Source organism: Psychrobacillus sp. L4 (assembly GCF_042944905.1).
GTDB lineage: Bacteria > Bacillota > Bacilli > Bacillales_A > Planococcaceae > Psychrobacillus.
The window spans coordinates 2707900-2733811 of record NZ_CP168496.1; the positions used below are offsets into that span (position 1 = coordinate 2707900).

Genomic DNA, 25912 nt, shown 5'->3' on the forward strand with positions numbered 1-25912 from the left:
GTTTTACCTCCTTGATGTTTTTACTAGAAATAGTTTTATTTATTAAAAATTTGAATTCAATCGGCAAATAAATTTCTCGTTTAATTGATCTAGTGTTTACAATTTTTTAGTTTTGCCCGCAAAAAAAGATGCTTCCCACAAGTTAGATCAACCTATAAGAAGCACGCTTATATTCATCAGTCAGCAAGGTGAATAACTTTACACTGTTACACTACCTTATTTTCAGCATCTTTGCCTACTTTATGTTCCGCATTTTCAAAACCATGATTCGATGCAAATAGTAATTTGTTTACATCATTTTTTAACTCTACAACACTCTTTGCTTCCTGAACAAGTTTTTGCATTGTATGTAGTTCATCATCACTTATTTCTATTAGTTCCTCAAACATTTCAACAGATTCTCGAGAGATAGAAGCTATCTCAACAATTGTTGTCATTATTTGCTGAGAAACAGAAGATAATTCTTCTGTACTTGCAGAAGAATATTCATTATTTTCAGCAATGATTTTTGTAGTAGATAGAATCTTTTCAAACATGTTTCCAACCTCTACAATGGTCGTATTTGTATCTTTAAATTCTTCTGTTCCTTGTTGCATTGAGTTGACAACTATGTCCGTTTCTTCTTGTATATTCTTTACAATATTTGATACTTCAATAGAAGACTGACGTGATTGTTCGGCCAATTTTCGAACCTCATCAGCAACAACCGCAAATCCTTTACCATGTTCACCCGCTCGGGCAGCTTCTATTGCCGCATTCAGTGCCAATAAATTAATTTGCTCTGCAATCCCTGAAATAACCTTTACAATAGTCCCGATTTCATGAGATTTTTCTCCGAGTTTATTTATTGCATCAAATGTTGTATTTACCGTTTGATTAAACTGCTCCATTTTTCCTAAGGAATCCTTTAGCTTCTCGTTTCCTTCTTGCGTCAATTCTAAGGTAGTATTCGATTGTTCTGAAATTTGATTTGATCTCACTGAAAGATCTTCGATAGCCTGCGACATTTCTTCCATAGATTCGGCACTTTCTTCTGTAGCTACTAATTGTTTCTGTAATCCTCTACCTACCTCATCAATTGCCGCTCTAACTATATCCGCTTTCTCAGAAGCATAATCACCGATTTCAGCGAGATTTTCTCCTTTTTCATGTACATTTTTTGAAAATGAAACAAACTTTTCCCTTACACGGTTGAAATACTCAATTAGTTGATTAAATACAGCATGATCAGAACTTCTTTCATCTACTTTACTTTTGATATTACCCGCTGATATTTCTTTCATTCCATTTATTATTTCTTTATGAATATGAGAATGATGTTTTAGTGAAAAATATCGGTAAGCAAAATACACCGATACCGCCATTAAGATAACAATTATTCCCAGCAATATAGACTCCATGATAAATATATCCCCTACTCCTATAAATTATTGAATTAGACTCACTTATGAAAATTTTAAAGCTCTTTTATAAGGATATATGTTCCATCCGCTACATTTGCAGGAATACCATTCAACTTACTATTTTCCTGATATTTATGAACAATATAATTTCCATCTAAGTCTTCATATTTTTTCATATTATGATATTTTTCCATTACACGTATCGACTTCGGGTTTGTTGCTTCACCTAAGACAGCTTTCAACCCTTGTGATGATGCCTTTGTTATCAATTGATTTCCTAATTGCTGAATAATTTCGTGACGGTCATGTTCAGCTATTACTCCTAACATGAATAGATGTAATAACTCTCCATCTTTGATTTCTTTTCCGTTTCGATTTTTATAATCTTCCATGAAACGTTTATCCACATCCTCTAGAACACGTAGAATTACATTCATATCATAAAAGGAACCTTCAAATATATCTTCTCCGATAATCTCGGGTGCATTTGTATCACCAGCAAGAACACCAACAACATGATTATTAATATCCTTAGCCACTGCGCAATATCCTTGCTCTATAGTAGAGTCTAAATAACCCTTGGTAAACTCATAGAAATCATCATAACCTATCTTTAATTGACCTACCATTGGTTCCTGAACCCATTTTCCTGATACATCCACTCCAATGAATGTACGAGCTAGACACTCAGCTGCTTTCTGAATTAAAGCTGTTTGTTCCTTCGTTATAATTTCATACGTATACAATTCTTGTGTTGTTTGCATTTATTGATCTTCCTCTCAAATAATAAAATAATAATTCCTTTTCTATTGGACCTAACATTACATAGAATGACGTACACTATCGATAAATGTACCTGTGAACTTAATTCTTTCAAGTGCATTCCTAACTTGCACTTGAGCAATTTTAGAGGAAGGTTTTACTACGAGGATATCCTTAAAACCTAAGCTATTGTAAAATTGCAACGCTCCCTCCAACTGTGGTAAAACCTTTGATGGAACGGGAGTTTGGTGAGTCGCATCGACAACAAATGTATATTGTTGTTTTGATACTTTATTAATCGTATCCTGTAAATCTATCATGTAACCCTCTACATCTTCCTCTTTCATTAATCCATGCACCTGTACATGAACTTCCTTCGCAACCTCATTAATTGCCATTTTATATTTCTTTTTATCTACGACTATCATCTTTCAATCTCCTTTTTTTCTATAGTCTGCTTTACTTCATTGTTGACATTTGCACGTAATTTTCATAAGAATGAAATAAATAAAAGCTATCCCAGATATAGATAGGATAGCCAAATAAACGTAGTTATTCTTGGCAACCCGACTATCATTATCCATGAGGATTTTAGACTCGTAGCTTTGCGTCCTTACCTTTCGATAAGTTTGCCTTTTTCAATTTCGGAAAAAATAGTACTAATATCATGATTACATATTACTATCACATTATATATTACTTGTCATTTTTTGTCGAACTAGTTTTTCCTGTATTAGAAACAAACATAAAATTCACACCATTCACGTTTGTCTAAATTAACATGAATGTTTCTGTCGCAGGGAAGGTATTTTAGGCTTCTTCATCCTTTTCAGAAGTAGGTGGAATAGGAAGTGTCCCCTCCTCTATATGACTCTCGCTCTGTTCCATATTATCTGTATCGTAAACATGTTTCTTGTAGGTGAATGTCCCATCATCGTTAACCACAACAGATGCAATTCCCTCTTTTTTCGTTAAGTTAGTAATAATTGGTGTAACTGTATTATCATTGATGTTTAACTCATACAGGTTACCACCCACTGTTACCGTTCCATACGCATATCCTACAATGACAAACAGTCTGTCTTCATCAATCCACTCAACTGCTTTTGGAGTAAACTGATTATACTCCCTGTCTTCTATTAGTTTAAATAAAGCAAACTCTCTCTTCTCCATATTCTCAATGACGAGAATAGCAATTCCCTCTTCCCCCGCCTGTTCTCCCTTTCCTTCAATTGTTGCTTGCTGTTTGCCACTTGGTGAAGGTTGCCAAGGGGAATGGAATGTAGGTTTAAAATTTCCAAGAACGTTTTTTTCAAAACGTTCTGGTGTTATATATTCATCTTCTATAGCTACCTTAAATTCGTATAAATCGTCTTTTGTTCCAGGTTCATAATTTCCACTGTTTTTATTTAAGGAAAAGAATTCACTTTTCACAAGTCCGTATCCCGGAGCATAATACTTTCTAGTCCGGAAATCATCTCCTGTTTTTTCTATTACAAGCGCATCGCTAAAGCTTCCATAAGCAGTATTCACCGTTGTGGATGTTTCCGTTATTATCCCAACCTCATATTCGGCTCCTTTTTGGATAGGTGCTTCTAATACAATCGATATACTTGGTAACTTATTTAATTCCTCTTCTGTCCATTCAGATGGTTCTCCAAGATCTGGGATCGTTTCACTGTACACTAGTTCCAGCCTGTTTCCATTTATCCGATATACTTGCTCTATGGAGATTGCTGTATCACTTTTTATTTGATGCACATAGTATTCATTGAGCCAATTAGTTTGAATCGTAGAACCGCTATCCTCATAACCTCCTAAATAGATTGATTTCGCTCCGTCAGGCGGTAGATATTGTTTTAATTCCTCGTAATATTCACCTTTTCTTAAGAACACTTCATTGGTTTCCTGAGGCTTTGGATCTCCCTCCCGCTCCTCTGATAGTTGACTAGTCCCTTTTTCAATAGACGAAGGTAATAAGTTAATGCTAAATGTAAGCAAGCCAATAAAAGCAATCATCGTGCCATAGTACATCCATCTCGAATTTTCTGCTGCAGGTTGTTTAGACTTTTTTATGTTCACCTGCTGCTGAACTCGATTCGCTCGTTCCGAGGTGTCGCCTATTTTATCTATTAGTTGTTGTTTAATCTTATTCATTTGTAAGCACCTCCCACTCATGGTGTTTCAAGCGAACCTTTAAAAGGGTCCTGGCTTTCCTTAGCCTAGTCTTTACTGTATTGTCTGAAATAGATAAAATCTGAGATACCTCTAAGACAGATAATTCTTCAAAGTAATAGTAGATAATTACTTCTCGATATTTTAACGGAAGCTGAAGTACTGCATCAGCTACTTCTATTTTTTCATCCTCTTCAACGACCCGGTTTCGTCCCTTTTTTGCAGGATTCAGAAAGGTATTCGTGAGCATATGCTTCCGATAACTCCAGCTCTTTAAGTAGTCCTTGCTTCTATTAATCGTCATCTTCGCTAAATAGGTTTTTAAAGACGACCTTTCTTCAAACTGCTCAAACTTTCGGTAAAAACTCAAAAATACTTCCTGTATGATATCCTCTGCAGCTGGCCAATCTTTTACATATAAGAAAGCAAGCTTTAGCAAATTATCGCTGTGCTCCTGCATTATTTGCTGAAACATCTGCTCCTCTAAATAACGATTCACTCCTCATCCCCCTTCCTTGCCTTTACTAATAGACGAAGCACCAACCTAGTACGTTTTACGAAATGATTTTTTTACGACACTATAACAATAGTTGCTACAAAATACATTGTGGAAGTTCTATAAAAAAGGAGCGTTAATCCTTTTCAGATCAACACCCACATTAAGTTTTGTTTCCTGTGTCAGAAACAAATATGAAAATCATAACCTTCACGTTTGTTTGAATTAACATAAATGTTTCTGACACAAGGTAGGTATTTTAAACTTCTTATCTTTTCCTATGCTCAAAACATTGTTGAATAAAATCTTTCAAGATCTTCATTTTTTCCTTCGTATTCACCACTTCTAGAGGAACAGCTACTTCATTATTTTTCAATTTAAACTTTCTTAGCTCATTAAAATCAAACACTAGCTGCTCCTGCATTTGCCGCTGAAGTTGTTCCCCTAAATCGGTCTGCTTATCTCCTGGCGCTACATGAAGAATTAAACAATGATAATTTTTACTCCCATTTAATGTAGCAAATTTCGGCTGAATACCGACAAATGAAAAAGGCTTATAACCTATTATTAAATTTTTTTCGGCAAGTGTACATCTTACTTGAAAACTCATTAAATATTGATGTAATTCATTAAATACTAGTAAATTATTCACCTGTCATCTCTCCTGCAAAATATTTTTCTATTAGCCGCTTTGCTTCTTCAATCCCTGCTTCTGTTAAATAAACAGATTTAGATTTTATGCCTCCTCGTAAGTAATCCTGGTCCATTAATTGATTAAGCGCATCAAATGAATGACCTTTCCAGCTTCTTCGCATTGTTTCCGGAATATCTTCTTCTTTCCAAGACGTTAAGTAAAGCAGAAGTAATGTTAGCTCTTCGATTTCTTTTTTCATTATTATTTTATACACCTTCCTTTAAAAACGTATACTGAATTTTTAACATTATCTATTATACAATGAGCGATACGAAATCAAAGAGAGTCCATTTGTTGTCAGTGGTTTTAATGGGTAACAGTCACTCACACAATTATTTCTGTGCATCAAACGACAAGAAATGATACTATGTATGATGGTAAAGAACTTGGCAATAGCTAAAATCATTTTTGTATGTTGCAACAGGAGGAGATAAAATGAGTAACGAACATAATTTTTGGCTTGATTTACCGAAGCCGTTTTTTATATTAGCACCAATGGAAGATGTCACAGATGTTGTATTTCGTCACGTTATTAGTGAAGCTGGAAAACCCGACGTATTTTTCACGGAATTCACAAATACAGAAAGTTATTGTCACCCTGAAGGAAAAGACAGTGTACGTGGTCGGTTAACGTTCACAGAAGATGAGCAACCGATTGTCGCTCATATTTGGGGCAATAAACCAGCATTTTTTGAACAGATGAGTATGGATATGAAAAAACTTGGTTTTCGTGGTATCGACATAAATATGGGATGTCCAGTACAAAATGTTGCAGCCAATGGAAAAGGTGCTGGATTAATACACCATCCTGAAGTTGCAGCAGAAATTATTCAAGCAGCAAAAGCAGGCGGATTACCAGTTAGTGTTAAAACAAGATTAGGTTACACGAATGTTGACGAGTGGCGCGATTGGTTAGGCCATATATTGAAACAAGATATTGCGAATCTTTCTATTCATCTTCGTACAAGAAAAGAGATGAGTAAAGTAGATGCACACTGGGAACTAATCCCCGAAATCAAAAAATTACGAGATGAAATTGCTCCAAATACGTTGTTAACTATTAATGGAGATATTCCTGACCGCGCAACAGGATTACAGTTAGTAGAACAATACGGCGTTGATGGTGTCATGATTGGCCGCGGCATTTTCACCAATCCATTTGCTTTTGAAAAAGAACCGAAAGAACATAGCGTGAAGGAATTTCTCCATTTACTACTTTTACAGTTGGATCTTCACGATAAATATTCAACAGAAGCCGAACCACGTCCATTTAAACCACTTCTTCGCTTTTTCAAGATTTATATTCGTGGATTTAAAGGTGCAGCCGAACTAAGAAACCAATTAATGGATACCAAGTCGACAGATGAAGTGCGTCGTTTAGTACAACAGGTTTTAGATAAAGAATTAGATTGAGCTTTGTTCCCTGTTTCAGAAACAAACATGAAATTCTTACATTCACGTTTGTTTGAATTAACGTGAATGTTTCTGACACAGGGACATGATTTTAATCTTCAAAGTGGAGTGCGTCACGTCCTGCGTACATAGTCAGCTTCCCATGTTGCACATCGAGTAATTCAAATCTTCTCTTCCAATATAGTAAACTCTCATAAGATGGAACAAGTAAGCCAATTGTCGTAATGGCATTCGTTCCTCTTTTTGTTCTTCCTACCATCGGAATTTAAAAGAAGGATAATTCGTTTCCTGCACCGCCCGTTAAATCCCCATAGAACAGATGATACATACTCGAATCATCTTGATTAACCGTTTTTTTTCACTCTTCGAAGCCCAAGCACTTTTTGATAAAACTGATTGTTTTGTTTACCTTTTTTCGTAATCATGGAAATAGGATGATGCCCTGCTATATTGTTCATCTTGTCCCATCCCTTTCTACTATAAATTTTGAGCAAAACCTTCAATCTACTTGATAACGTTTTGCTCAAAATTTATTAAAATTAATCACAAAATGTACAAGTGCTCATGCACATTTTGTGATATGTAGAGATTTACATCCATTAAAATTATTTACGTACTGTATTTAATGCAGTTGTCCACGGGATAACTTGGTCTAACATTTGGTTTACTGAGTCTGCTTGAACTGCAGCTGGTTTGAAGTCTGTACCATTTTCAAAGTCTGTAAATAATGATAATGCTGGATGTACACGAACATGTGCTACAAGTAATTCACTTAAAATGCCACGTAAATGTTCTGTTGCTCGAGCTCCACCTACAGAACCGTAAGAAACGATACCTGCTGCTTTGTTATTCCACTCTTCACGTAGGTAATCTAATGCATTTTTTAGTGCTCCTGTGATCGAGTGATTGTATTCTTGAACGATGAATACAAATCCGTCTTGTTTTGCAATGATTTCTGACCATGCTGCTGCACCAGAGGCGTCCACGCCTGCTTCACCTAAAAGAGGTAATTTGTATTCTGCGATATCTATAATAGTGTAGTTTGCATCCCCACGTTTATCTGCTAATTCTTTTACCCATGTCCCTACTTGTGGACTTACGCGTCCCTCACGTGTTGAACCTAAAATAATACCTATATTTAATTTTGTCATTGTTTTTTCCTCCTCATGTTGTTGTTCTTGTGTTCCAAATAATTTATTTAAAAAGCCCATTTTTTCTATTTCACCTCCTTATAAGTACTCTTTCTCTATTTTAAGCGTGCTACGTACTGTATTGATCGGTCGCACGGATGCCTCAATTTGTTCTCTTTTTCCTTCAAGGAATGGCGGTAACGATAATATTTCCCCCACTGTTTCATAAGGCTCATCTCCCATAAATCCAGGTCCATCAGTTGCCCATTCAAAAAGAATACCAGGTGCTACACGAGCATATAAAGATTCAAAGAAGAAGCGATCCACATACCCCGAAGTACCGAAACCAGCAGCTTGCATATGTTCAATCCATTCATATAACACTTTCGTGTCTTCTACACGGAATGCTGTGTGATGAACTGTTCCGTAACCTTGTCGACCAGCTGGCAAGATCGTATTATGTTCCACAATTACTTGTGCCCCATTGCCACCCTCACCAACTTCAAATAAATGTAGTGAACCTTCTTGTGCGATTTCACGCATTAACATTACTTTTTCCAATACTTCTTTAAAATAATCAAATTGCGCGATACGAATATGAATTGGTCCTAAGCCTGTAATTGCAAATTCCAGCGGTACTGGCCCATTTTGCCAAGGTGTTCCAGATGCAATACCCTCATTAAATTCATCAGAAACCAACATATATTGTTGATCATCAAAGTCTACAAATGAAATAGTCTTCTTCCCAAACACTTCATTTATTCCAGTATTTTTTACTTTGTACTTATCAAAGCGTTTCACCCAGTATTTTAGTGCCTCATCTGTTGGTACACGAAAAGCTGTTTTATAGATCTCGTTTGTTCCGTGTGTTCCTTTTGGAATACCTGGGAAATCGAAGAATGTCATATCTGTACCAGCTGACCCCTTATCGTCTGCAAAGAATAAGTGATACGTTTGAATATCGTCCTGATTGACTGTTTTCTTTACTAGACGCATTCCTAGGACATATGTGAAAAATTCATAGTTTTTTTCTGCACTACTTGTAATCGCTGTTACGTGGTGTATCCCTTTTAGATGGTTCATTCCGTTTCCTCCTTTTATTTGCATTGAATTAATAATTCTTGAATTCGAGATAATTATTAAAAAAATTTATTCTTGCATACTACTCAATTTTTATTAGTAATTCAACCATTTTATTCAAATCCGCTTCTGTTAACTGATCAAAGATTTCCTCCATCTTCTTCTTATATTGAGGATAAATTTGATCCATAAGTGTCTTCCCAAGACTCGTCATACTTGCATAAGTCACACGACGATCCTCCGGACATGCTTTACGAACAACAAACTTCTTCTGTTCAAGCTTATCTACCACATAAGTGATACTACTACTTGAAATGAAAACCTTTTTCCCAATCAATTGAATTGGCTGATCGCCTCTCTGATAGAGTAATTCTAATACAGTAAACTCTGTAGGATTTAATTCATTACTAGCTGCATCTCTTCTAATCACTTCTTGAATCAATTGGGAGGCACGAAGAATAACGGAAACAGCATTCAATTTTTCTGTGACTAATTCCAATCGTATCACTCCTCTAGTGTATCTTTAACCACTATACCTCGAATTGAAGTATCTTTAATTCGAACTAAATATAACATGAATTCATTTTTGCTGTCAACATTTCTAGCTATTATTAAATAGTATTTAAGTCAAACCTACAATTTATGAGACGTTTTGTGGAATCTATATTTTCAAATGAAAGAGCTAGTTACACTTATAGTGAAAAGGCTTCCATCTATTGCGAAAGAAATAATCCCCGTCTCTTCTGACACTAATAGAACTAACGCATCACATTTTCCAGAGATTCTTAATGCTGCACCGTGACAGGTACCAAGTTTCTTTCCATCTGAAACTATGTTCGATAAAGGGAGAACGTTCGCAACGGAATATATTTTATCTCCTCTTATTAATACAGCACCAACATGTAAAGGATTTCCAGGATAAAAGATGGATTCAAGTTATGATTGGGTTAATGTTGCACCAATAGCTGTAACAGCTCGAATTAATGGTTCAACTTGATTCTTACGATCCGTCACGATTGATATTCAATGAAATCCAATGAAACAGCTCAAAAGAAAAAACCCTTATTATATCAACGCTTATAAAGCTTTTTTTACATTCAAAAAATGCTCTTACTAAGGAATTAATAAGGTTTACTAAAATTGCTTACGGAGACAGATGTTAATAATAATATTGACCAGTTTTTTTACTTTAGAAGCAGAAGGTAATTCATTTCTTAAATCTATTAGTTTTTGTTCCCTGTGTAAGAAACAAACATGAAATTCATAACATTAATGTTTGTATGGATTAACGTGAATGTTTCTAACACAGGGACACTATTTCAATTAACGCAAAAAAGAGGACCCTCTAACATATCACTGAGTAATCCTCTTCAAACATTTATTCATTACTTTCGTAAAATTCTTTTGGTATTCCTTGAATTAATGGGGAAGCTTCACCAGAATAGAAAATACGTAAATCATGGAGAGATCTCGTGCAGCCTACATATAATAATTTGGCATCATACTTTGAATCTTTATAGTGACTTGCATCCACATCCATAAGTAACACTGCATCAAATTCCAGCCCTTTAGCTAAATACACCGGTACGACAGAAATACCACCTTCGTATTTCCTTTGATTTGCTTCAATGACGTTCACATTAATCCCTGCTGTTCGTAACTTTTCATGTATGGAACGGCATTCAGCATCTGTTCTACCTATAATCGCAATCGTCTTGAGATTTTCTTTTTGTAAATCTTGTAGTGCCTGAACGATTTCGGTAACTTGATCATCTGTAGCAATCACTTTCACTTTTTCACCGCTACGAAAAACTGGTGTTGCTAGACCTACTGGAACTTCGGCATGCTTAATAACCTCATTTGCAAAGTCAATAATTTCCTTTGTAGAACGGTAACTTCTCGTCAGTTCATAATAACCCGTTTCTTGAAACACTTCTTTAAAGTCATTCCAGTCCTCTATACCTTGATAATTATAGATTGCCTGAGATAAATCACCTAAAATAGTAAAAGAATTACCTAGTGTAATCTCTTTTAATAGATAAATTTGAAACGGCGAAAAGTCTTGTGCTTCATCGATGACAACATGATGAAATTTTTGTTTAGCTTCTATTCCCGTTAACTGATGATGAATATATAGGAGTGGTGCTAAATCTTCTACATTTACTTCTTTTTTTTGGCAATTTTTCGCTGTTTCTCGAACAAGCGCTTCAGGTAATAGTTCTACTATTTCTTTTCGATTCATTAACGAAGTATAAAATGATAAAGCACTCATTTTCGGCCAAAACTTCATATATGCATTTAATCTATTGTTCGCTTCTTTTTTCAATAGCTTCTTCTCTTCGTTTCCTTCGAACTTTTTAAGTTCTATCTCTATCCAACGCTTGATTCGTGCAACAAATCGTTCCCTGCGCTTTGTAAATGGATAATGCTTATATTCAACCAATAACCATTTCTTCATTTCATCTACTTTTATCACAGCTTGATCCCATAGTTCTAGATTAGTTGTTGGTACTAGATTTTCTTCCAATTGCAGGAGACTTTTTTCAATAAAGGACTTAAACCTGATGGACCCCTTTAATTTATCGAGCATAACTTTATGATTGTCCCGATTAATGGAAAAAGCTTCTTTCAACTTTTCTTCTGGTTCTTTTAATTTCACCGCATGATCTAAGAGACGTAACGCCCACTCTGGAAAAGTAGTTTGTTTAATATTACCAACTCCCAGTTCAGGAAGTACCCCAGAAATATAGTCTAAAAACAAACTGTTTGGAGCGAAAATAATCATTCTATCTGCTTGTAGCTGTTCACGATATTCATAAATTAAAAAAGCAAGGCGATGTAAAGCGACAGTTGTTTTCCCACTCCCTGCAACCCCTTGGATCAATAATGGCCTATTTTTTTCAGCTCGGATAATTTCATTTTGCTCAGATTGTATCGTTGAAACAATATCTTTTAATTTATTATCTTTATTTTCACCTAGGCGGTATAAGAGAAATTCGTCTGTTAGGGATACATCTTCACTTCCTTTTACATACGTATCCACAACACGCTCTAGCTCACTTTTACGAATGGCTATGTTTCTTTTTAAATAAACTTCTCCCTCTACCAATCCATCGGGCGATTGATAAAAAGCCAGTTCTTCTCCACCATTAAAGGAATAAAACAAACTCGCAACTGGTGCACGCCAATCAATAACTATTGGTTTCTTCGCTTCCTCATCCGAAACGCCGACTTTCCCAATATATAATGGATTTGGCTCTAACTGGCCATCTTCCTTAAAATCTAACCGACCAAAGTATGGCTCTTGTACACCAATTCGTAAGTTTTGCCGATTTAACTCCCTCATACTTTCAAGAACTTGCTCGGTATAGTTATCTCCATGATAAACGGGAATACTTTCTAGCTTGTGTATTCGCTCATCCAGTGTAGATAAAACTTCTTGCAATCTCTTTAATTCCGCATCAAATATAGTACTCATTATGATACTACCCCCTAACCTTTCTAAAATTTCAGTCGAGTTACAATTGTATAAAATATGTATATATAAAGTCAATAATTTATTCGTATTACACATATTCCCTGTAAGACCATCACTCTCCCACTATTTAAAGATTCAATGAACCTCAGAGGATTTGCTTAGTGATTTAATGGGATACAAGTTAACTGCTCTAGCCATGCAGCTGGAGATATTTCGGTTACATATAGTGGATGATCACAAAAAGACAATGTGATCCTAATTATAAAATGTGATGATTAACCTGTTCCTGTATCACTCTCGTCATCCTTTTTTGTTAAATTATCGTAATATTTAATATATACTGACTGTAGGGGATTTTACTAAAGGGGGAAATTATTTTGTCAAGAATAGCAATTATTTCAGATATACATGGGAATTTAACTGCATTAGAAGCGGTGCTAAAGGATATTGAAAAACGTGTTGTGGACCGGATATTTTGTTTGGGAGATTTGGTTGGGAAGGGTCCTCGTGGTTCAGAATGTATTGAACTTGTTAGAAAGCATTGTGATAAAGTCATTCATGGGAATTGGGATGTGTTTATCCGAGATGAGACAGATAATGAAATACTTAAGTGGGCTCAAAGCCAGCTAACAGATGAGGATTTTAACTACTTGGCTTCCTTACCTTTTCATATTGAATTTGAGTTAAACGGGAAGCTCATTCGTTGTTTTCATGCATCACCTAGGAGTGTTTTTGAGCGAATTGCACCTGAGTATCATCCGATCGAAAAGTGTTTGTCTCTTTTTGAAAATACGGAAGAAACCGAATCTCATCACTCGATACGCACTCCAGATATTGTGTTTTACGGAGATATTCACATAACATTATTAAGAAGTTATGAAATCGGTATCCTTTGCAATGTAGGAAGTGTGGGCTTAGATTTAATTGATGCTACGTATGTTATTGTGGATGGTTCGTATGGAACTAATTCGATTAACTTTGTACGAGTTCCTTATGATAGAGAAGCAGAGCTTAGAGCTGCCAAGGAACTAGGAATGGTAGGTTATGAGCAATATTATAAAGAGATTATGTACGATCAATTGATGGAAATGAAAAAGTAATGAAGGGAGTGGTGGTTGGAAGTATGAAATTGAACTCTAAATAATCACTGTTTAGGAAACGGTCCAAGTAATGATTCATAGGGTACACCTTCCTATACGCGAATTGAGGACATCTGAACTCTTAGACACAAAAAAACCTCCTAATCATAATTGATTTAGAAGGTAATTCGGTAATCTTTACAGTAAGTAGAAAATGAAGATATCCCAGGAGTACTTATAAGTATTCGCTGGGATGTTGATTTTATTAGGGTTTTTGAATGACACTTTTTCTAACTAGAGGACAAGACTTACAATAATCGCTGATAATATGCTCACTAACGTTGCTCCGTATAAAAGTTTCAAGCCGAATCGTGCTACAACGTTTCCTTGTTTTTCATGAAGTCCTTTTACAGCACCTGAGATGATCCCAATAGAAGAAAAGTTTGCAAAAGAAACAAGGAAAACAGAAATGATTCCGATGGATCGTTCACTTAAGCCTGACGCTAGATCATTTAATGAGAGCATCGCTACAAATTCGTTTGTAACTAATTTGGTAGCCATAATACCACCTGCTGTTACTGATTCTGAAACAGGGATACCCATTAAAATCGCAAATGGAGCAAAGACATATCCTATAATTTCTTGGAATGTGACTCCAAATATCATATCAAATAAGTTATTTACTCCTGCCATTATTGCAACGAATCCAAGTAACATCGCCGCAACCACGATTGCAACTTTAAATCCATCCATAATATACTCGCCCAACATTTCGAAGAAGCTTTGTTTTTCTACTTGCACAACAAGGAGATCTTCTTCTTCGGTTACAGAGTAAGGATTAATAATAGAAGAAATGATGAATCCTCCAAATAGATTAATCACGATTGCCGTTACGACATATCTCGGTTCAATCATCGTCATATATGCTCCGACAATAGACATCGATACAGTAGACATCGCTGACGCAGATAGTGTGTATAGTCGTTGAGGGGATAATTGTCCAAGCTGTTTTTTCACGGTAATAAATACTTCAGATTGTCCAACAATAGCGGACGCTACTCCGTTGTATGATTCTAATTTACCCATGCCGTTTACTTTACTAATAGCCCAACCAATCCATTTCATAATGAAAGGAAGAACTTTAATATGCTGCAGAATTCCAATCAAAGTCGAAATGAATACGATAGGAAGTAGAGCAGTTAAGAAGAAAGGAGCTTGTCCTTCATTCGCAAGGCCAGCGAATACAAAACTGATTCCTTCATTAGCGTAATCTAGTAATTTTGCAAACCCGGCTGCGATTCCCTTAATAAGAATCAATCCAAATTTAGTATTCAGTAATAAAAAAGTTAAAATTACCTGAATAATAATCATCTGGATAATCGGTCTGATTTTTATTTCTTTACGATTGTTACTTGCAACCCAGGCAAGACCCAGCACAACAATTAAGCCTACGATTGAAATTAAATAATTCATTTAATGCCTCCACAAAACTGTATTTCCATAAGGTCGAACGTCTGACCATTTAGTTAACTTACTTAGTATACATTTATTACTGAGCATATCAAATACTACTTTTTGCACGTTACTTTGGTAATAAAGTAATACTATTTTTTAGGGTAGCGTTTTCAATATAAACAAAGTGAAATTGGTAACACTTCATCGAAGTAAAACTAGACTTCACTTCTGTGTCAAAAAATGTTACTCAACCAAAAAGCCACGATTTTCCGAATCATCTTCGGTAATCGTGGCTTTTAAATCTACATAAATTGCATACAAAATTAAATGAATACCTTGACGGAGCTTTACATCCTTACTAAACTTCTATATTCTTTCCACTCTTCTCATCGTTTCTTGGAATAGTGTTTATTCCCTGAGTTAGAAACAAACGTGAAAATTACAATACTCATGTTTGTTTAAATTAACAGGAATGTTTCTGACACAGGGACACGATTTTTAGTTAGATTTTTCATTCGCATCTTTGTTGTAATTGAACTGAGAAGGATCAACTGGAGTATGTCCCTTTGGCGTATAGAATCTTAATAAGTCACCATTCACGACTTTATCAGAAAGCTCCAATTTACGATCTACTTCTTTTTTGATAGTATCTGCCAACTCTAATTGACTATCATCTAGTGGTAAACCTGTTTTATTATCATAAAATCCTTCATTAATTGAATCAATCGTAGGACTGACAAAATCACCATTTCTAAATGGAACAATTTCATTATGCTCCTCTGATAATAAATCTGAACCAAATTGAACAAACTGTTTGGTATCAATTCCTAATAAATGTAATAACGTTGGAAGAAGGTCTGTTTGGCCACCATACGTGTGGTTGGTTCCACCTTTCATCCCTGGAACATGTATGAATAATGGTACGCGTTGTAAATTAGCACTTTCATATGGTGTAATTTCTTTTCCCATGACTTGTCCCATCGCTTTATTATGATTATCCGAAATTCCATAATGGTCACCATAAAGAACAATCATCGTATTATCATACAAGCCTAATTCTTTTAATTGATTGAAGACCTGTTCGATTGCTTCATCTGTATAACGCGCTGTTTGGAAATAATCGTCCACACTTGCATCTCCAGTTTGGGCTTTATCAATGGTTACTAGGTCTTGATTCATATTATATGGAAAGTGGTTTCCTACCGTAATAAATTTCGCATAAAAAGGTTGTAGTAACGCACTTAAAAGACTTTCAGATTGTTCATAGAATGGTTTATCTAACAAACCATATTCAGCCATGTCTTTTGAAGAACTCGTGTCATAATAACTAGCATCATAGAAGTGATCGAATCCAAATGATTTATAAATTTCATTTCGATTCCAGAAGCTTCCGTTATTACCGTGGAATACAGCTGATGTATAACCATAATCTTTTAAAATACTAGGAGCTGCTTGGTACGTATTTTGTGCTTTTGTAATATAAGCAGACCCTTGTGGTAACCCAAATATAGAATTTTCCAACATAAATTCTGCATCGGACGTTTTACCTTGACCAGTTTGATGGAAGAAATTATCGAAATACATTGTATTCTGATCTTTTGTTAATGAATTTAAAAATGGTGTCACTTCTTCACCGTTTAATTTGTAGTTGATTAGAAAGTTTTGGAATGATTCTAAATGTAAATAGATGACGTTCATTCCTTTTGCTTGACCAAAATATTTTGCATTAGGGTTAGCGTAGTTAGATTGTATATAGTTATTCACTTCTGTAATATCACTACTATCCGCTAAAGCTCTAAGTGATGATGCTTTCATCGTTTCTACTGAGTCATAAATCGAATAGTTATACATTCCTAGATACTTCACAATATAGTTTCTATCAAAACCCCGAGTTAATAGTTGCGGACGACTAATTTCAGCTAGTCCTAAATTGATGAGTGATACTACTAATGCAAAAACAATAATTGCTATTCCTTTTTTATACCCAAAACGATTCGTTTCTTTTTGTATTTTTCTTGAGAATCGTAGGTATAACATGACAAATACATCCACAAAGAACAAAATATCATAAGGTTTTAATAAAGTAAGAATACTTCCACCTAGATCTCCGAAGTTCTGCGTTTGGAAAAGTGTAGGTAATGTGATGAAATCACTAAAAAATCGGTAATAAACAACATTCGCATATAAAAGAATAGACATAAGCGTGTAAACTATAACTAGTGATGTATATTTTTTCTTTCCTCTAAATAAAAATGAAATTCCTAGAAATAGTAATGCTGAACCTAGTGGATTTAATATTAAAAGGAATTGTTGAAGAGGTCCTTCTACACCTAGTTTAAATTGTGATGTTTGCGTGATATATGTTTTAATCCATAACATCAAAACAGCTAATAAATATATCCCTAAAAAGTGGTTTAAACGATTATCTTTTTTACTTATTAGATTTTTCATTTTCGCACCAACCTTTTACTTATTTTAATTCAAATCTTGATTTATAGTAATTTAAATTATTGACAGTAAGCTTCAATAAATGTTACTTTACTATAACTTTTTTCTGCAGCTAAAGTAGAGTACTCCCATTTTACACTTCCGTCAAGTTATTAAGATCCAAAAACATGACACTAAAAAACGTCAAAACCTTGTTGTATCAAGTTTTTGACGTTCATCGAAATCATATCGCTCCATAAAATGGAAGAGACTTGTGACAGTGCATGTGCGAGAAACTTTGATGATAATTCAACCCGATCCTAACTTTTAAATTCGTTCCCTGCGTTAGAAACAAACGTGAAAATCACAACATTCATGTTTGTTTGAATTAACATGAATGTTTCTGACACAGGTACACGCTTTAATTGAAAAAAAGAACTTCGAATAAGAAAAACATAGGGAGAATTTAGTCTTCCTATGTTTTCATTCATATTATTTATCTGTTTGTTTTTGCTTTTTTTTCAAATACTCCGCACGTATTTTTTCAAGTTGCTGCTTTTTATCAAATTTGGCAGGCTTGTGTTTTTCATGATACTTTGCCACAGCCACCTGACCTTTGGTATCCAATGTATATTTCCCCACTTTGTTCACCTACTTTTCTTGTCTTTAAAGAGAATCTATTCAACAAATATAATATACCTTATTTTACTGAAGTAAACCTTTTTACTTTATTAAATTTGTTTCCTGTGTTAGAAACAATCGTGAAAATCACAACATTCACGTTTGTTTTTAACACAGGAAGTTTGTCCTAATGCAACCACTTCTTTTTTTGGATCACCATTTTGTTGACGTCAACAAAATGATCTAAAACATCATTTACACTGGTTTTACAAGCGTATCTAGCTTTTTCACTAATTAAAAGCTTGTGCAATGATAGTTGGATCTGCTTTATACGTTGGCATTACTTTTGAAATACGTTTGTAAAATACTTTCTCTTATATTTTGTTCCCTGCGACAGAAACAAACATGAAATTCATGTTTGTTTCTATTAACGTAAAAGTTTCTGACACAGTGGTCGACAAAAAATCAACAAAACTTTCCCATCCCCTGTCCACTTTTCGTCCCCTCCCTTCTATATAAAAGGAAAAGGGGGAATTCTAATGACTCACTACTTACAAAACTACGCTCGTTTCAATTCCATAGCAGAGATGGATGATGCTGCTGCAAAACATTGCGCGTTCCATCGAAACGAGCTAAACAAATCAGACCTACTTGTGCTTGATGTAATCCGAAGATATTCGGTGAAATATGGAGCTGCCCATTTAAAACACGCAACGATTGAAACAGCTATCGGCAAGTCAAATGCGACTGTTCGTCGAGCGATCCGGAAGCTTGAACAGCTTTGCATTATTCAACGCCTTCACTATGTACGTCCTGTCATGAGCGGGCTAGGTGCTAACATTTATATTATTTTACCTTTCGATGACCAGGGGAAAATGAACAGTCGGGAGGATGCGGACAACCCGCATGACAACGAAGAAAACGAGCAGATTTCGGAGAATGAACCGTTATTCTTAAAATCTTCTATTAAAGATCTTACAAACACGTCTCCTATGGAATCTAAAAAGTTATCCACAAGTCTATTTAGCAGAATGAAAGAATTGCTTTCAAATACAATTGGTGAAACAAAAAAAGCACGCGATTTTTTCGGCATCCACCTGTCTTTATCAGGTGAACTGTTGCGTTTTGATATTTATAAAGATGATGGAGAAGTTTTTGATGACCTGGCCTATCGTGCGTTGAAAATTGCAGTGATGGCAACCAAGCGAAAAAACATTCGTAATTTGCCTGGCTATTACAAAGGCGTGCTTCGCAAATTGATTGATGAGACGTATTTTAAGGATATGTTTATGTATTTTGACGTCCCACTAGAAAACTTTTATTTTCCGGAGAATTATGAGCTAACATAAACTGAGGGTGCTAGGTTTGGATACCATTCGCGGTTGTTTAATTTAACAAGATTGTTTCTGACTCAGGGACACGGTTTTAATTCCCGAAGAATTACTATCTGTTGGGCTAACTGGGATTGCTCAATTTATTCATCATTTTTTCCCGATTAATGTTGGCGTTTTTTATTTTGTATTATATATGTTAGTTGTCAATGTACTAATTGTCATCGTTTCTGGTCTTATTTTTGGTGGTGAAATTGCCTTATTTACGATTATTTCAATGTTTGCAACGATGAAAACATATGAAATCATTTTAAGTCACGTCAATCGTGTATCCGTCTTAATCATTACTAATAGCGGCGAAGAATTCAGTCACGAAATCAATGTGAATTTACACCGTTTATGTTTGTTTCTGACGCAGATGAGCTGTTCAACGATGTTGTCCTCTAATAGAGATTGGTACAATTACTATTCCCATTACCCGTCCATTTTAAAGGACTAACGATTGGCATCCGAGCGATCCTGATAATCCAACCATATAGATTTCTGACATGTAATCCAAGACCTTTAAATTAAAGATAACATTGAATTTTCTGAATTATATTTTTATAATAATAGAAAAAGGCGGATGACTGTAGATGGGGAAATACTTGAAAGAGTTTGGAACTTTTCCCGACATCACTGTGATGTTAATTATTTTATTGGCTTGTATTTCTTTTACTGTTCCGCATGTGCTTCATTATTGGACTTGGGTTGCTATCGGTGCGGGAATACTGACGTATGCAACAAGTGAATATACTATCCACCGGTTTTTATTTCACATTAAGACTCCGGAAAATCCGTTCATGCTGAAGATGATCAAACGGTTGCATTATGATCATCATGTCGACCCAGATGATTTGAAACTATTATTTTTGCCATTATGGTTCAGCATTCCGGGGTTTGTCATTTATGGACTAATTGTTTTCCTTCTAACTAAAAGCACAAGTCAGACGGTTGCATTTGCAACGGGCTTATTGGCTTACTTCCTCTATTATGAATGGAAGCATTACATCGCTCATAAGCCGATCCAACCTCGTACGAAAATGGGGAAAAATATTAAAAAGCATCATCTCCTGCATCACTTTAAAAACGAAAATTACTGGTTCGGTGTCACGCATACTTCATTCGATAAAACATTAGGAACTTTTAAAGAAAGCAAGGAAGTTGATAAGAGTCCGACTGCACGTAATTTGGAAAATCGGATAAAAGCAGGACGTGGAGGAAGCATATAGAAGAGGACTAATATGCATCTCAGTCCTTTTATTATAAATGGTTATTTTTTCCGATAATATTCATTGTTTCATCTAGTAATTTATGCTATACTAGATTAGCTAACAAAAACTATATCATTAATTTTTGACATCCAACAATACCGATTGTCATTCACTCGGTTGAGCCAGTCGCTATCATTGGGTGCCAAACCCGCAAGAATTCTTTAGGAACAAGGAATTCTTAAGAAAAAAAGCATTATCTCTTTTGAGATAATGCTTTTTTTATATGGCTGTTTTCTAAAAGATTGTTGCTTTTTAAAGATATGCAATAATAAAAAGGATGAATTTGAGACTTTTCTTAAAAATAAACGTCTTATTATATTAAGGGGGAGATAATCTTGAAAAACATTAAAAATTTAATTGCTTTAATAGTGATAATTTCATTTTTTATAGCAGGTTGTTCTAATGCGGTAGAAAGTGAAGAACAAAACATTGAAGTTCAAAATATAGAAGTTCAAAATATAGAAGTTCAAAAGCGTATTGGTGATGAAAATAAATACGAAGTCTTCAAAGAAATCACTAATAATGAGCAAGTTCAAAAGGCGAAAGAGATATTAGATGATATTAACTGGGAGAATGCAAAAGTCGAAATGGTACGCCCTCCTGATTACCAATTTTCTTTCCCAAACCCAGAAGCCAAAGTGGTGTTATATAGTCTTTGGATTAGTCCAAACAAAGGTACAGTGGAACTCGTAATATCCGCTGCAAATAAATATATTCAATTAGACAAAAATAAGTCAGCAGAACTAATTGAAATACTTACTGGCGAAAAATTATCTGACCTAAAATAGTAACAATAGTAATATGACCTCTAATAATGTATGTTCCCTGTGTCACATACAACTTCGACACTATTCAGAATTGTTTCGAAGTTGTGTCTAACACAGGGAACACTCATTGGGAACACTCATTAAAGAAGGTTCGCTGAAAAGTAACAAAAATGGTATCCATTTTCAAATTCATGAAGAAGATATCGAAAGTTGTAAACGCTATACTAAAGTGAGCAGTTTTCCACAAATAAGATTGAGCAGTTCTCCTCTAAATCAATCACTTCCTTTATACTGAATTGTGTAAATGGAAAGTGGGGAATCTGGAGTGACAAAATTTATGGTTTATACGAAAATTTATGAATTATATGCAATGGGCTTTTCGAAGTCTGCAATTGCGAGAAAGCTAAGTATTTCTAGAAATACCGTTGCTAAATATTTAAAGAATACATCAGAGGAATTTGAAGAGTACCTATTCTCTTTACAAACCCGTAAAAAGAAGTAAGATCCCTATCGGGATATCATTCTTGCTTGGCTAAAAAGGTACCCTGATCTAAGTGGCGCACAGGTCTATGATTGGTTGAAAGAGAAACAAGATATTAGCGAAGAAGATATAGCTGAGAATACGACAAGAAATTATGTAAATGAGCTACGTGTTGCATATCATATACCAAAAGTGTCAGAACAGAGAGTTTATGCAGCTGTCCCAGATAGTCCGATGGGTTTTCAAGGACAAGTAGATTTCGGTCAAGATCTTGTAACTGCTTATGACGGAACAAGAAAAAGACTTTATTTTGTCGGGTTTGTATTATCCCATTCTAGGTTTAAATACATTGAATTCTTAGATAGACCTTTCCGTACAACAGATTTAGTTCGTTGTCATGAGAATGCTTTTGAGTTTTTTGGAGGAATGCCGGAAGAATTGGTTTATGACCAAGATGCTTTACTCGCAGTAAGTGAGAATGCTGGTGATTTATTATTTACAAAGGAATTTGATAACTACCGGAAATTAAGGAAGTTTAACATTTATTTATGTAGAAAAAGCGATCCAGAATCTAAAGGTAAAATTGAACAAGTAGTTAAATTTGTAAAGCATAACTTCATGAAAAATCGCGAGTTCCAAGACATTCATTTGTGGAATCAACAAGCTATTCAATGGCTAGGGAGAACTGGAAATTACAAAGTACACCATAATACAAAAAAAAGACCTTCTTTAGTGCACACTGTCGAAAAGCTGCACCTAAGAAAGATCTCTTCCAAATTCTCCTTCGAGAATTCCCTTACAGAAAGTATAACAAGAACTATTCAAAAGGACAATATCATACGCTTTGAATCCAATCGCTATTCTGTACCTGTAGGTACGTACGATGCAAAAACTAAAAATGTGGCGTATTTAGAAGTATCTACAGATGGCTATTTAAACATTTGATTACAGATAGCTGGTCCACGAATTGCAAGGCATTTAGTTAGTAGTTTAAAGGGTCAATTAATTTATGATCCGTCTCATCATAAGAAACCTAGCTCAAAGAAAACACTTCTGAGAGAGGAAATTGAGCTTGCATTTTCTAACCAGGAATTAATTACTTGGTTCTTGGACGAATTGAATAAGAAGTATCCAAGACACTTGGTAGATCAGTTTAAAGTATTACAAATGGTCATTCGAAATCATCCAGACTACCTAGAAGAAGCGCTAGAAACAGTAAAAACTTTAAATATGATTAGTGCAAATGATTTTAGAGATATAGCTTTTACGTTACATAAAGAGTCAGAATCGCAAACAAAACAAGTAAGTGTAGAGTCATCAAAATATCAAAAATACAAGGCTGCAGAACGATCAGAAGATTACTATATTCGATTATTATCTGGGGGTAAAACATCATGACTTCTCCAATCGAATTATTGCAAGATAAATGTAGAACTTTGAGACTAGCTGAGACTGCAAAAGAGCTTCCCGCTCTTTTGCGCAATGCCGAATCCAACAGTTGGACTTATCACGAATTTATCAACGAACTACTCACTCATGAAACAGCCTGCCGAGAAAAAAAGACCGTTCATCGTTTAATGCAATGGGCAGACTTTCCCTACCAAAAGACATTAGCTGATTATCGGCTGGAAGAACAAAATGTGATTGGTGAAAGACAGTTTAAATTATTAAAAGACCTTAACTGGATTGAAGAAATGTTTACACTGATTATAATGGGTCCCCCAGGGACCGGAAAGACGCTATTGTCCGTGGGATTAGGGACTTTGGCCATTGAAAATGGGTATCAGGTTTCTTTTGTCTCGATGGGAGAACTTATCTACATTTTGAAAAGCCGTGACTATGTTAGTAAATCAAAAACACGATATAAACGAATTTCAACATCTGAATTAATCATTATTGATGATGTAATGTATATGACTGTAGATCCGAAAGAGGCAAGTTTATTCTTTCAATTTATATACGATATGTATGACAAAACTGCGTTTATATTAACGTCAAATAAAGGGCCAAATGAATGGGGTAAATTTTTAGGGGACACTTCTTTAACAACAGCTATATTAGATCGCCTGCTTCATAGAAGTGAGGTAATATCCTTCGGAGAGGACGAAGAAAGTTTAAGAATGAAGTACAGAAAAACTTTGTTTCCCGAAGTAAGTGCTCAAACTTAATTGTGGAAAATTGATTAATCTTATTTTGTGAAAACTGCTCAATTCTACTTGACGGTTACAAAAGTTTTGTATACGACGCACAGTGGAATGGCACGGTATATGAGAGGGGCATCGATGATGCCGTAAAGATTGAACGATTATTTTTAGAAATAAAAGTATTAAAGGAACAAGTATCCGAACTCAAGAATGTAATAATAAAGTTAGAAGATCAATTAGGCATAGAGCCATTCTGATAAATAACCTCTCCTATTTCCAAACGAAAATAGGAGAAAGATTAATGAAAGTGTTCAAACTTAATTAGCAAAAAGTGTTCAATTCTACTTGACGCTTACACGGGATTTGAACCAACCGTCTCACAAAAAGATATAATACCAGTGTTTTCACGGTTTTATAGCTATTATTAAAAATGTTTGACTACGTTTAGAAAAAAATGAGTTGCGGGGAGCAAAATTTATTTTATACCGGATGGTATGTCAACACTAAATCAAACAATTTTTTTAAGGGCTAAATTTTTATAAGCAACCGGACTTAGGTAGCCAAGTGTGCTGTGCGAACGGACATTATTGTACCAATTGACATAATCGAAAAGTTCAAGAGACAGCTGTTCAAGGGTAGGGTAGTGCGATCCATTGATGAGTTCGGTTTTTAAAATCTTAAATGTTGCTTCTGCCACCGCATTATCATAGGGGTTGCCTTTTTGGCTTAGAGATCGGGTAATCTTATATTCGCTTAGTAGTTCATCGATACCAACGTTCTTAAATTCAGATCCACGATCTGTATGAAATATTTTCACGTTCCCCAAAGGATACTTAACCGATTGAAAGGCACGTTGAACTAGAGCTGCGTCTTTTCGTTCTCCGACGCTATACCCAACAATTTCTCGATTATATAAATCGATTAAAAAACAAATATAATTCCAGTTACGTCCTACTCTCACATACGTTAAATCGCTTACCAGTACAGACATTTCCTTGTTCACTTCAAATGCTCTATTCAACACGTTTCTAACAGACTCTTCATTTGGCTAGGTAGACATTGGTTTATAAGATGGTTTGGAGTATTTTGATTGGATTCCTAGTTCGCCCATTAAACGTCCAATGCGACGTCTAGAGACTGTTACACCATCTTTTTGTAATACATCTTTTATTTTTCTAGTTCCATACACTTGCCGATTCGTGTTGAAAATAACCAGTATTTTTTCTTTTAATTGTTTCTCTTCAGCTAGCTTTTCTTGTTCTTTTTCAGCTGCTATTCCTATGTCGTGATAAAAAGTGCTACGTGCTATTTTCAGGACTTTACACATTGCTGATACCGAATATTTATGACGATTTTCTTGAATCACATCTATTTTCGTCCCATGATCAGCGCGGCTTGCTTTAAAATATCGACTTCCATTTCGAGTTGCTTATTTCTTTTACGTAAGTCAATCAGCTCTTGCTCTTCTGGAGGTCGGTTGTCTTTCTCTTTAAAAGATCCTGATTGTTTGAATTGCATAATCCATCTGTCTAATGCAGATGCAGTTAATTCATATTCACGGACAATATCTTGACGGCTTTTTCCATTCTCATATAGGGCCACTACTTGTTTTTTAAACTCTGTTGAAAACGTTCTTCTTTTACTGGACATAGTAGATTCTCCT

Annotated in this window: 25 protein-coding genes, 2 pseudogenes and 1 riboswitch; of the genes and pseudogenes, 10 read left to right on the top strand and 17 right to left on the bottom strand. The window is 35.1% G+C overall.

From position 1 onward, the window contains the following. Positions 1–206: 206 nt before the first annotated feature. The 7 genes from ACEPXG_RS13070 to ACEPXG_RS13100 all read right to left on the bottom strand — a co-directional run bounded on the left by ACEPXG_RS13070 (position 207) and on the right by ACEPXG_RS13100 (position 5729). On the bottom strand, positions 207–1400 hold the full coding sequence (locus tag ACEPXG_RS13070; protein ID WP_391203110.1) for a methyl-accepting chemotaxis protein: 1194 nt from the start codon (positions 1398–1400) through the stop codon (positions 207–209). A gap of 56 nt (positions 1401–1456) precedes the next feature. Continuing rightward, positions 1457–2167 (bottom strand): hypothetical protein, encoded by a 711-nt coding sequence (locus ACEPXG_RS13075; RefSeq protein WP_391203113.1) that lies wholly within the window; start codon positions 2165–2167, stop codon positions 1457–1459. A gap of 57 nt (positions 2168–2224) precedes the next feature. Further along, a complete protein-coding gene (locus ACEPXG_RS13080; RefSeq protein WP_391203116.1) occupies positions 2225–2593 on the bottom strand; it encodes a hypothetical protein in 369 nt (122 codons plus the stop codon). A 129-nt stretch (positions 2594–2722) separates the two neighbouring features. After that, positions 2723–2809: riboswitch (cyclic di-GMP riboswitch) on the bottom strand. 166 nt (positions 2810–2975) lie between these two features. Then, a complete protein-coding gene (locus ACEPXG_RS13085) occupies positions 2976–4322 on the bottom strand; it encodes a DUF4652 domain-containing protein (RefSeq protein ID WP_391203119.1) in 1347 nt (448 codons plus the stop codon). Further along, positions 4315–4839, bottom strand: a complete 525-nt coding sequence (locus ACEPXG_RS13090; protein ID WP_391203122.1) for a sigma-70 family RNA polymerase sigma factor — start codon at positions 4837–4839, stop codon at positions 4315–4317. Before ACEPXG_RS13090 ends, ACEPXG_RS13085 begins: the two co-directional genes overlap by 8 nt. 265 nt (positions 4840–5104) lie before the next feature. Beyond that, complete coding sequence (locus ACEPXG_RS13095; RefSeq protein ID WP_391203125.1) at positions 5105–5488, bottom strand: hypothetical protein; 384 nt, start codon at positions 5486–5488, stop codon at positions 5105–5107. Further along, positions 5481–5729, bottom strand: a complete 249-nt coding sequence (locus ACEPXG_RS13100; protein WP_391203128.1) for a DUF6429 family protein — start codon at positions 5727–5729, stop codon at positions 5481–5483. Before ACEPXG_RS13100 ends, ACEPXG_RS13095 begins: the two co-directional genes overlap by 8 nt. A gap of 236 nt (positions 5730–5965) precedes the next feature. Here ACEPXG_RS13100 and ACEPXG_RS13105 point away from each other — a divergent pair, with 236 nt between their 5' ends. Beyond that, positions 5966–6943: a tRNA dihydrouridine synthase gene (locus tag ACEPXG_RS13105; RefSeq protein ID WP_391203131.1), complete on the top strand. Its 978-nt coding sequence runs from the start codon at positions 5966–5968 to the stop codon at positions 6941–6943. 94 nt (positions 6944–7037) lie between these two features. On the opposite strand, the pseudogene ACEPXG_RS13110 reads toward ACEPXG_RS13105, so the two are convergent. From ACEPXG_RS13110 to ACEPXG_RS13135, 6 genes and pseudogenes are all read right to left on the bottom strand, one after another. Next, positions 7038–7401: pseudogene (locus ACEPXG_RS13110) on the bottom strand (ring-cleaving dioxygenase); the annotation flags it as partial. A 147-nt stretch (positions 7402–7548) separates the two neighbouring features. Continuing rightward, complete coding sequence (locus tag ACEPXG_RS13115; protein WP_391203134.1) at positions 7549–8154, bottom strand: NADPH-dependent FMN reductase; 606 nt, start codon at positions 8152–8154, stop codon at positions 7549–7551. An 18-nt stretch (positions 8155–8172) separates the two neighbouring features. Further along, positions 8173–9156 carry a ring-cleaving dioxygenase gene (locus ACEPXG_RS13120; protein WP_391203137.1) on the bottom strand — a complete coding sequence of 328 codons (984 nt, stop codon included), beginning with the start codon at positions 9154–9156 and terminating at the stop codon, positions 8173–8175. 79 nt (positions 9157–9235) lie between these two features. Then, positions 9236–9652: a MarR family winged helix-turn-helix transcriptional regulator gene (locus tag ACEPXG_RS13125; RefSeq protein ID WP_391203140.1), complete on the bottom strand. Its 417-nt coding sequence runs from the start codon at positions 9650–9652 to the stop codon at positions 9236–9238. A 170-nt stretch (positions 9653–9822) separates the two neighbouring features. Continuing rightward, positions 9823–10080 (bottom strand): diadenylate cyclase, encoded by a 258-nt coding sequence (locus ACEPXG_RS13130; RefSeq protein WP_391209902.1) that lies wholly within the window; start codon positions 10078–10080, stop codon positions 9823–9825. 451 nt (positions 10081–10531) lie between these two features. Continuing rightward, a complete protein-coding gene (locus tag ACEPXG_RS13135) occupies positions 10532–12631 on the bottom strand; it encodes a HelD family protein (protein ID WP_391203143.1) in 2100 nt (699 codons plus the stop codon). 377 nt (positions 12632–13008) lie between these two features. On the opposite strand from ACEPXG_RS13135, the gene ACEPXG_RS13140 reads away from it, so the two are divergent. Then, positions 13009–13731: a metallophosphoesterase family protein gene (locus ACEPXG_RS13140; protein WP_391203146.1), complete on the top strand. Its 723-nt coding sequence runs from the start codon at positions 13009–13011 to the stop codon at positions 13729–13731. 273 nt (positions 13732–14004) lie between these two features. On the opposite strand, the gene ACEPXG_RS13145 is transcribed toward ACEPXG_RS13140, so the two are convergent. From ACEPXG_RS13145 to ACEPXG_RS13155, 3 genes are all read right to left on the bottom strand, one after another. Continuing rightward, positions 14005–15183, bottom strand: coding sequence for a NupC/NupG family nucleoside CNT transporter (locus ACEPXG_RS13145; RefSeq protein WP_391203149.1), 1179 nt, complete (start codon positions 15181–15183; stop codon positions 14005–14007). Positions 15184–15663: 480 nt separating this feature from the next. Next, on the bottom strand, positions 15664–17616 hold the full coding sequence (locus ACEPXG_RS13150; protein ID WP_391203152.1) for an LTA synthase family protein: 1953 nt from the start codon (positions 17614–17616) through the stop codon (positions 15664–15666). Positions 17617–18084: 468 nt separating this feature from the next. After that, positions 18085–18234 (bottom strand): hypothetical protein, encoded by a 150-nt coding sequence (locus tag ACEPXG_RS13155; RefSeq protein WP_391116816.1) that lies wholly within the window; start codon positions 18232–18234, stop codon positions 18085–18087. Between the two features lie 518 nt (positions 18235–18752). Between ACEPXG_RS13155 and ACEPXG_RS13160 the strand changes: the two genes are divergently transcribed. The 8 genes from ACEPXG_RS13160 (at position 18753) to istB (ending at position 24273) form a co-directional block, all read left to right on the top strand. Then, on the top strand, positions 18753–19562 hold the full coding sequence (locus tag ACEPXG_RS13160; RefSeq protein ID WP_391203155.1) for a helix-turn-helix domain-containing protein: 810 nt from the start codon (positions 18753–18755) through the stop codon (positions 19560–19562). 178 nt (positions 19563–19740) lie between these two features. Beyond that, positions 19741–20043, top strand: a complete 303-nt coding sequence (locus tag ACEPXG_RS13165; protein WP_391203158.1) for a YitT family protein — start codon at positions 19741–19743, stop codon at positions 20041–20043. 136 nt (positions 20044–20179) lie between these two features. Then, positions 20180–20815 carry a sterol desaturase family protein gene (locus ACEPXG_RS13170; RefSeq protein ID WP_391203161.1) on the top strand — a complete coding sequence of 212 codons (636 nt, stop codon included), beginning with the start codon at positions 20180–20182 and terminating at the stop codon, positions 20813–20815. Positions 20816–21192: 377 nt separating this feature from the next. Then, on the top strand, positions 21193–21645 hold the full coding sequence (locus ACEPXG_RS13175; protein ID WP_391203164.1) for a hypothetical protein: 453 nt from the start codon (positions 21193–21195) through the stop codon (positions 21643–21645). A gap of 304 nt (positions 21646–21949) precedes the next feature. Beyond that, positions 21950–22126, top strand: coding sequence for a terminase gpP N-terminus-related DNA-binding protein (locus ACEPXG_RS13180; RefSeq protein WP_391203167.1), 177 nt, complete (start codon positions 21950–21952; stop codon positions 22124–22126). Between the two features lie 75 nt (positions 22127–22201). Next, a complete protein-coding gene (locus tag ACEPXG_RS13185) occupies positions 22202–23050 on the top strand; it encodes a hypothetical protein (protein WP_391203170.1) in 849 nt (282 codons plus the stop codon). A gap of 162 nt (positions 23051–23212) precedes the next feature. Further along, positions 23213–23503 carry a hypothetical protein gene (locus ACEPXG_RS13190; protein WP_391203172.1) on the top strand — a complete coding sequence of 97 codons (291 nt, stop codon included), beginning with the start codon at positions 23213–23215 and terminating at the stop codon, positions 23501–23503. After that, positions 23500–24273 (top strand): IS21-like element helper ATPase IstB, encoded by a 774-nt coding sequence (istB, locus tag ACEPXG_RS13195; protein WP_391203175.1) that lies wholly within the window; start codon positions 23500–23502, stop codon positions 24271–24273. Before ACEPXG_RS13190 ends, istB begins: the two co-directional genes overlap by 4 nt. Positions 24274–24757: 484 nt before the next feature. Here the strand turns inward: istB and ACEPXG_RS13200 are convergent. Beyond that, a pseudogene (locus ACEPXG_RS13200) lies at positions 24758–25899 on the bottom strand (IS3 family transposase). Positions 25900–25912: the final 13 nt, after the last annotated feature.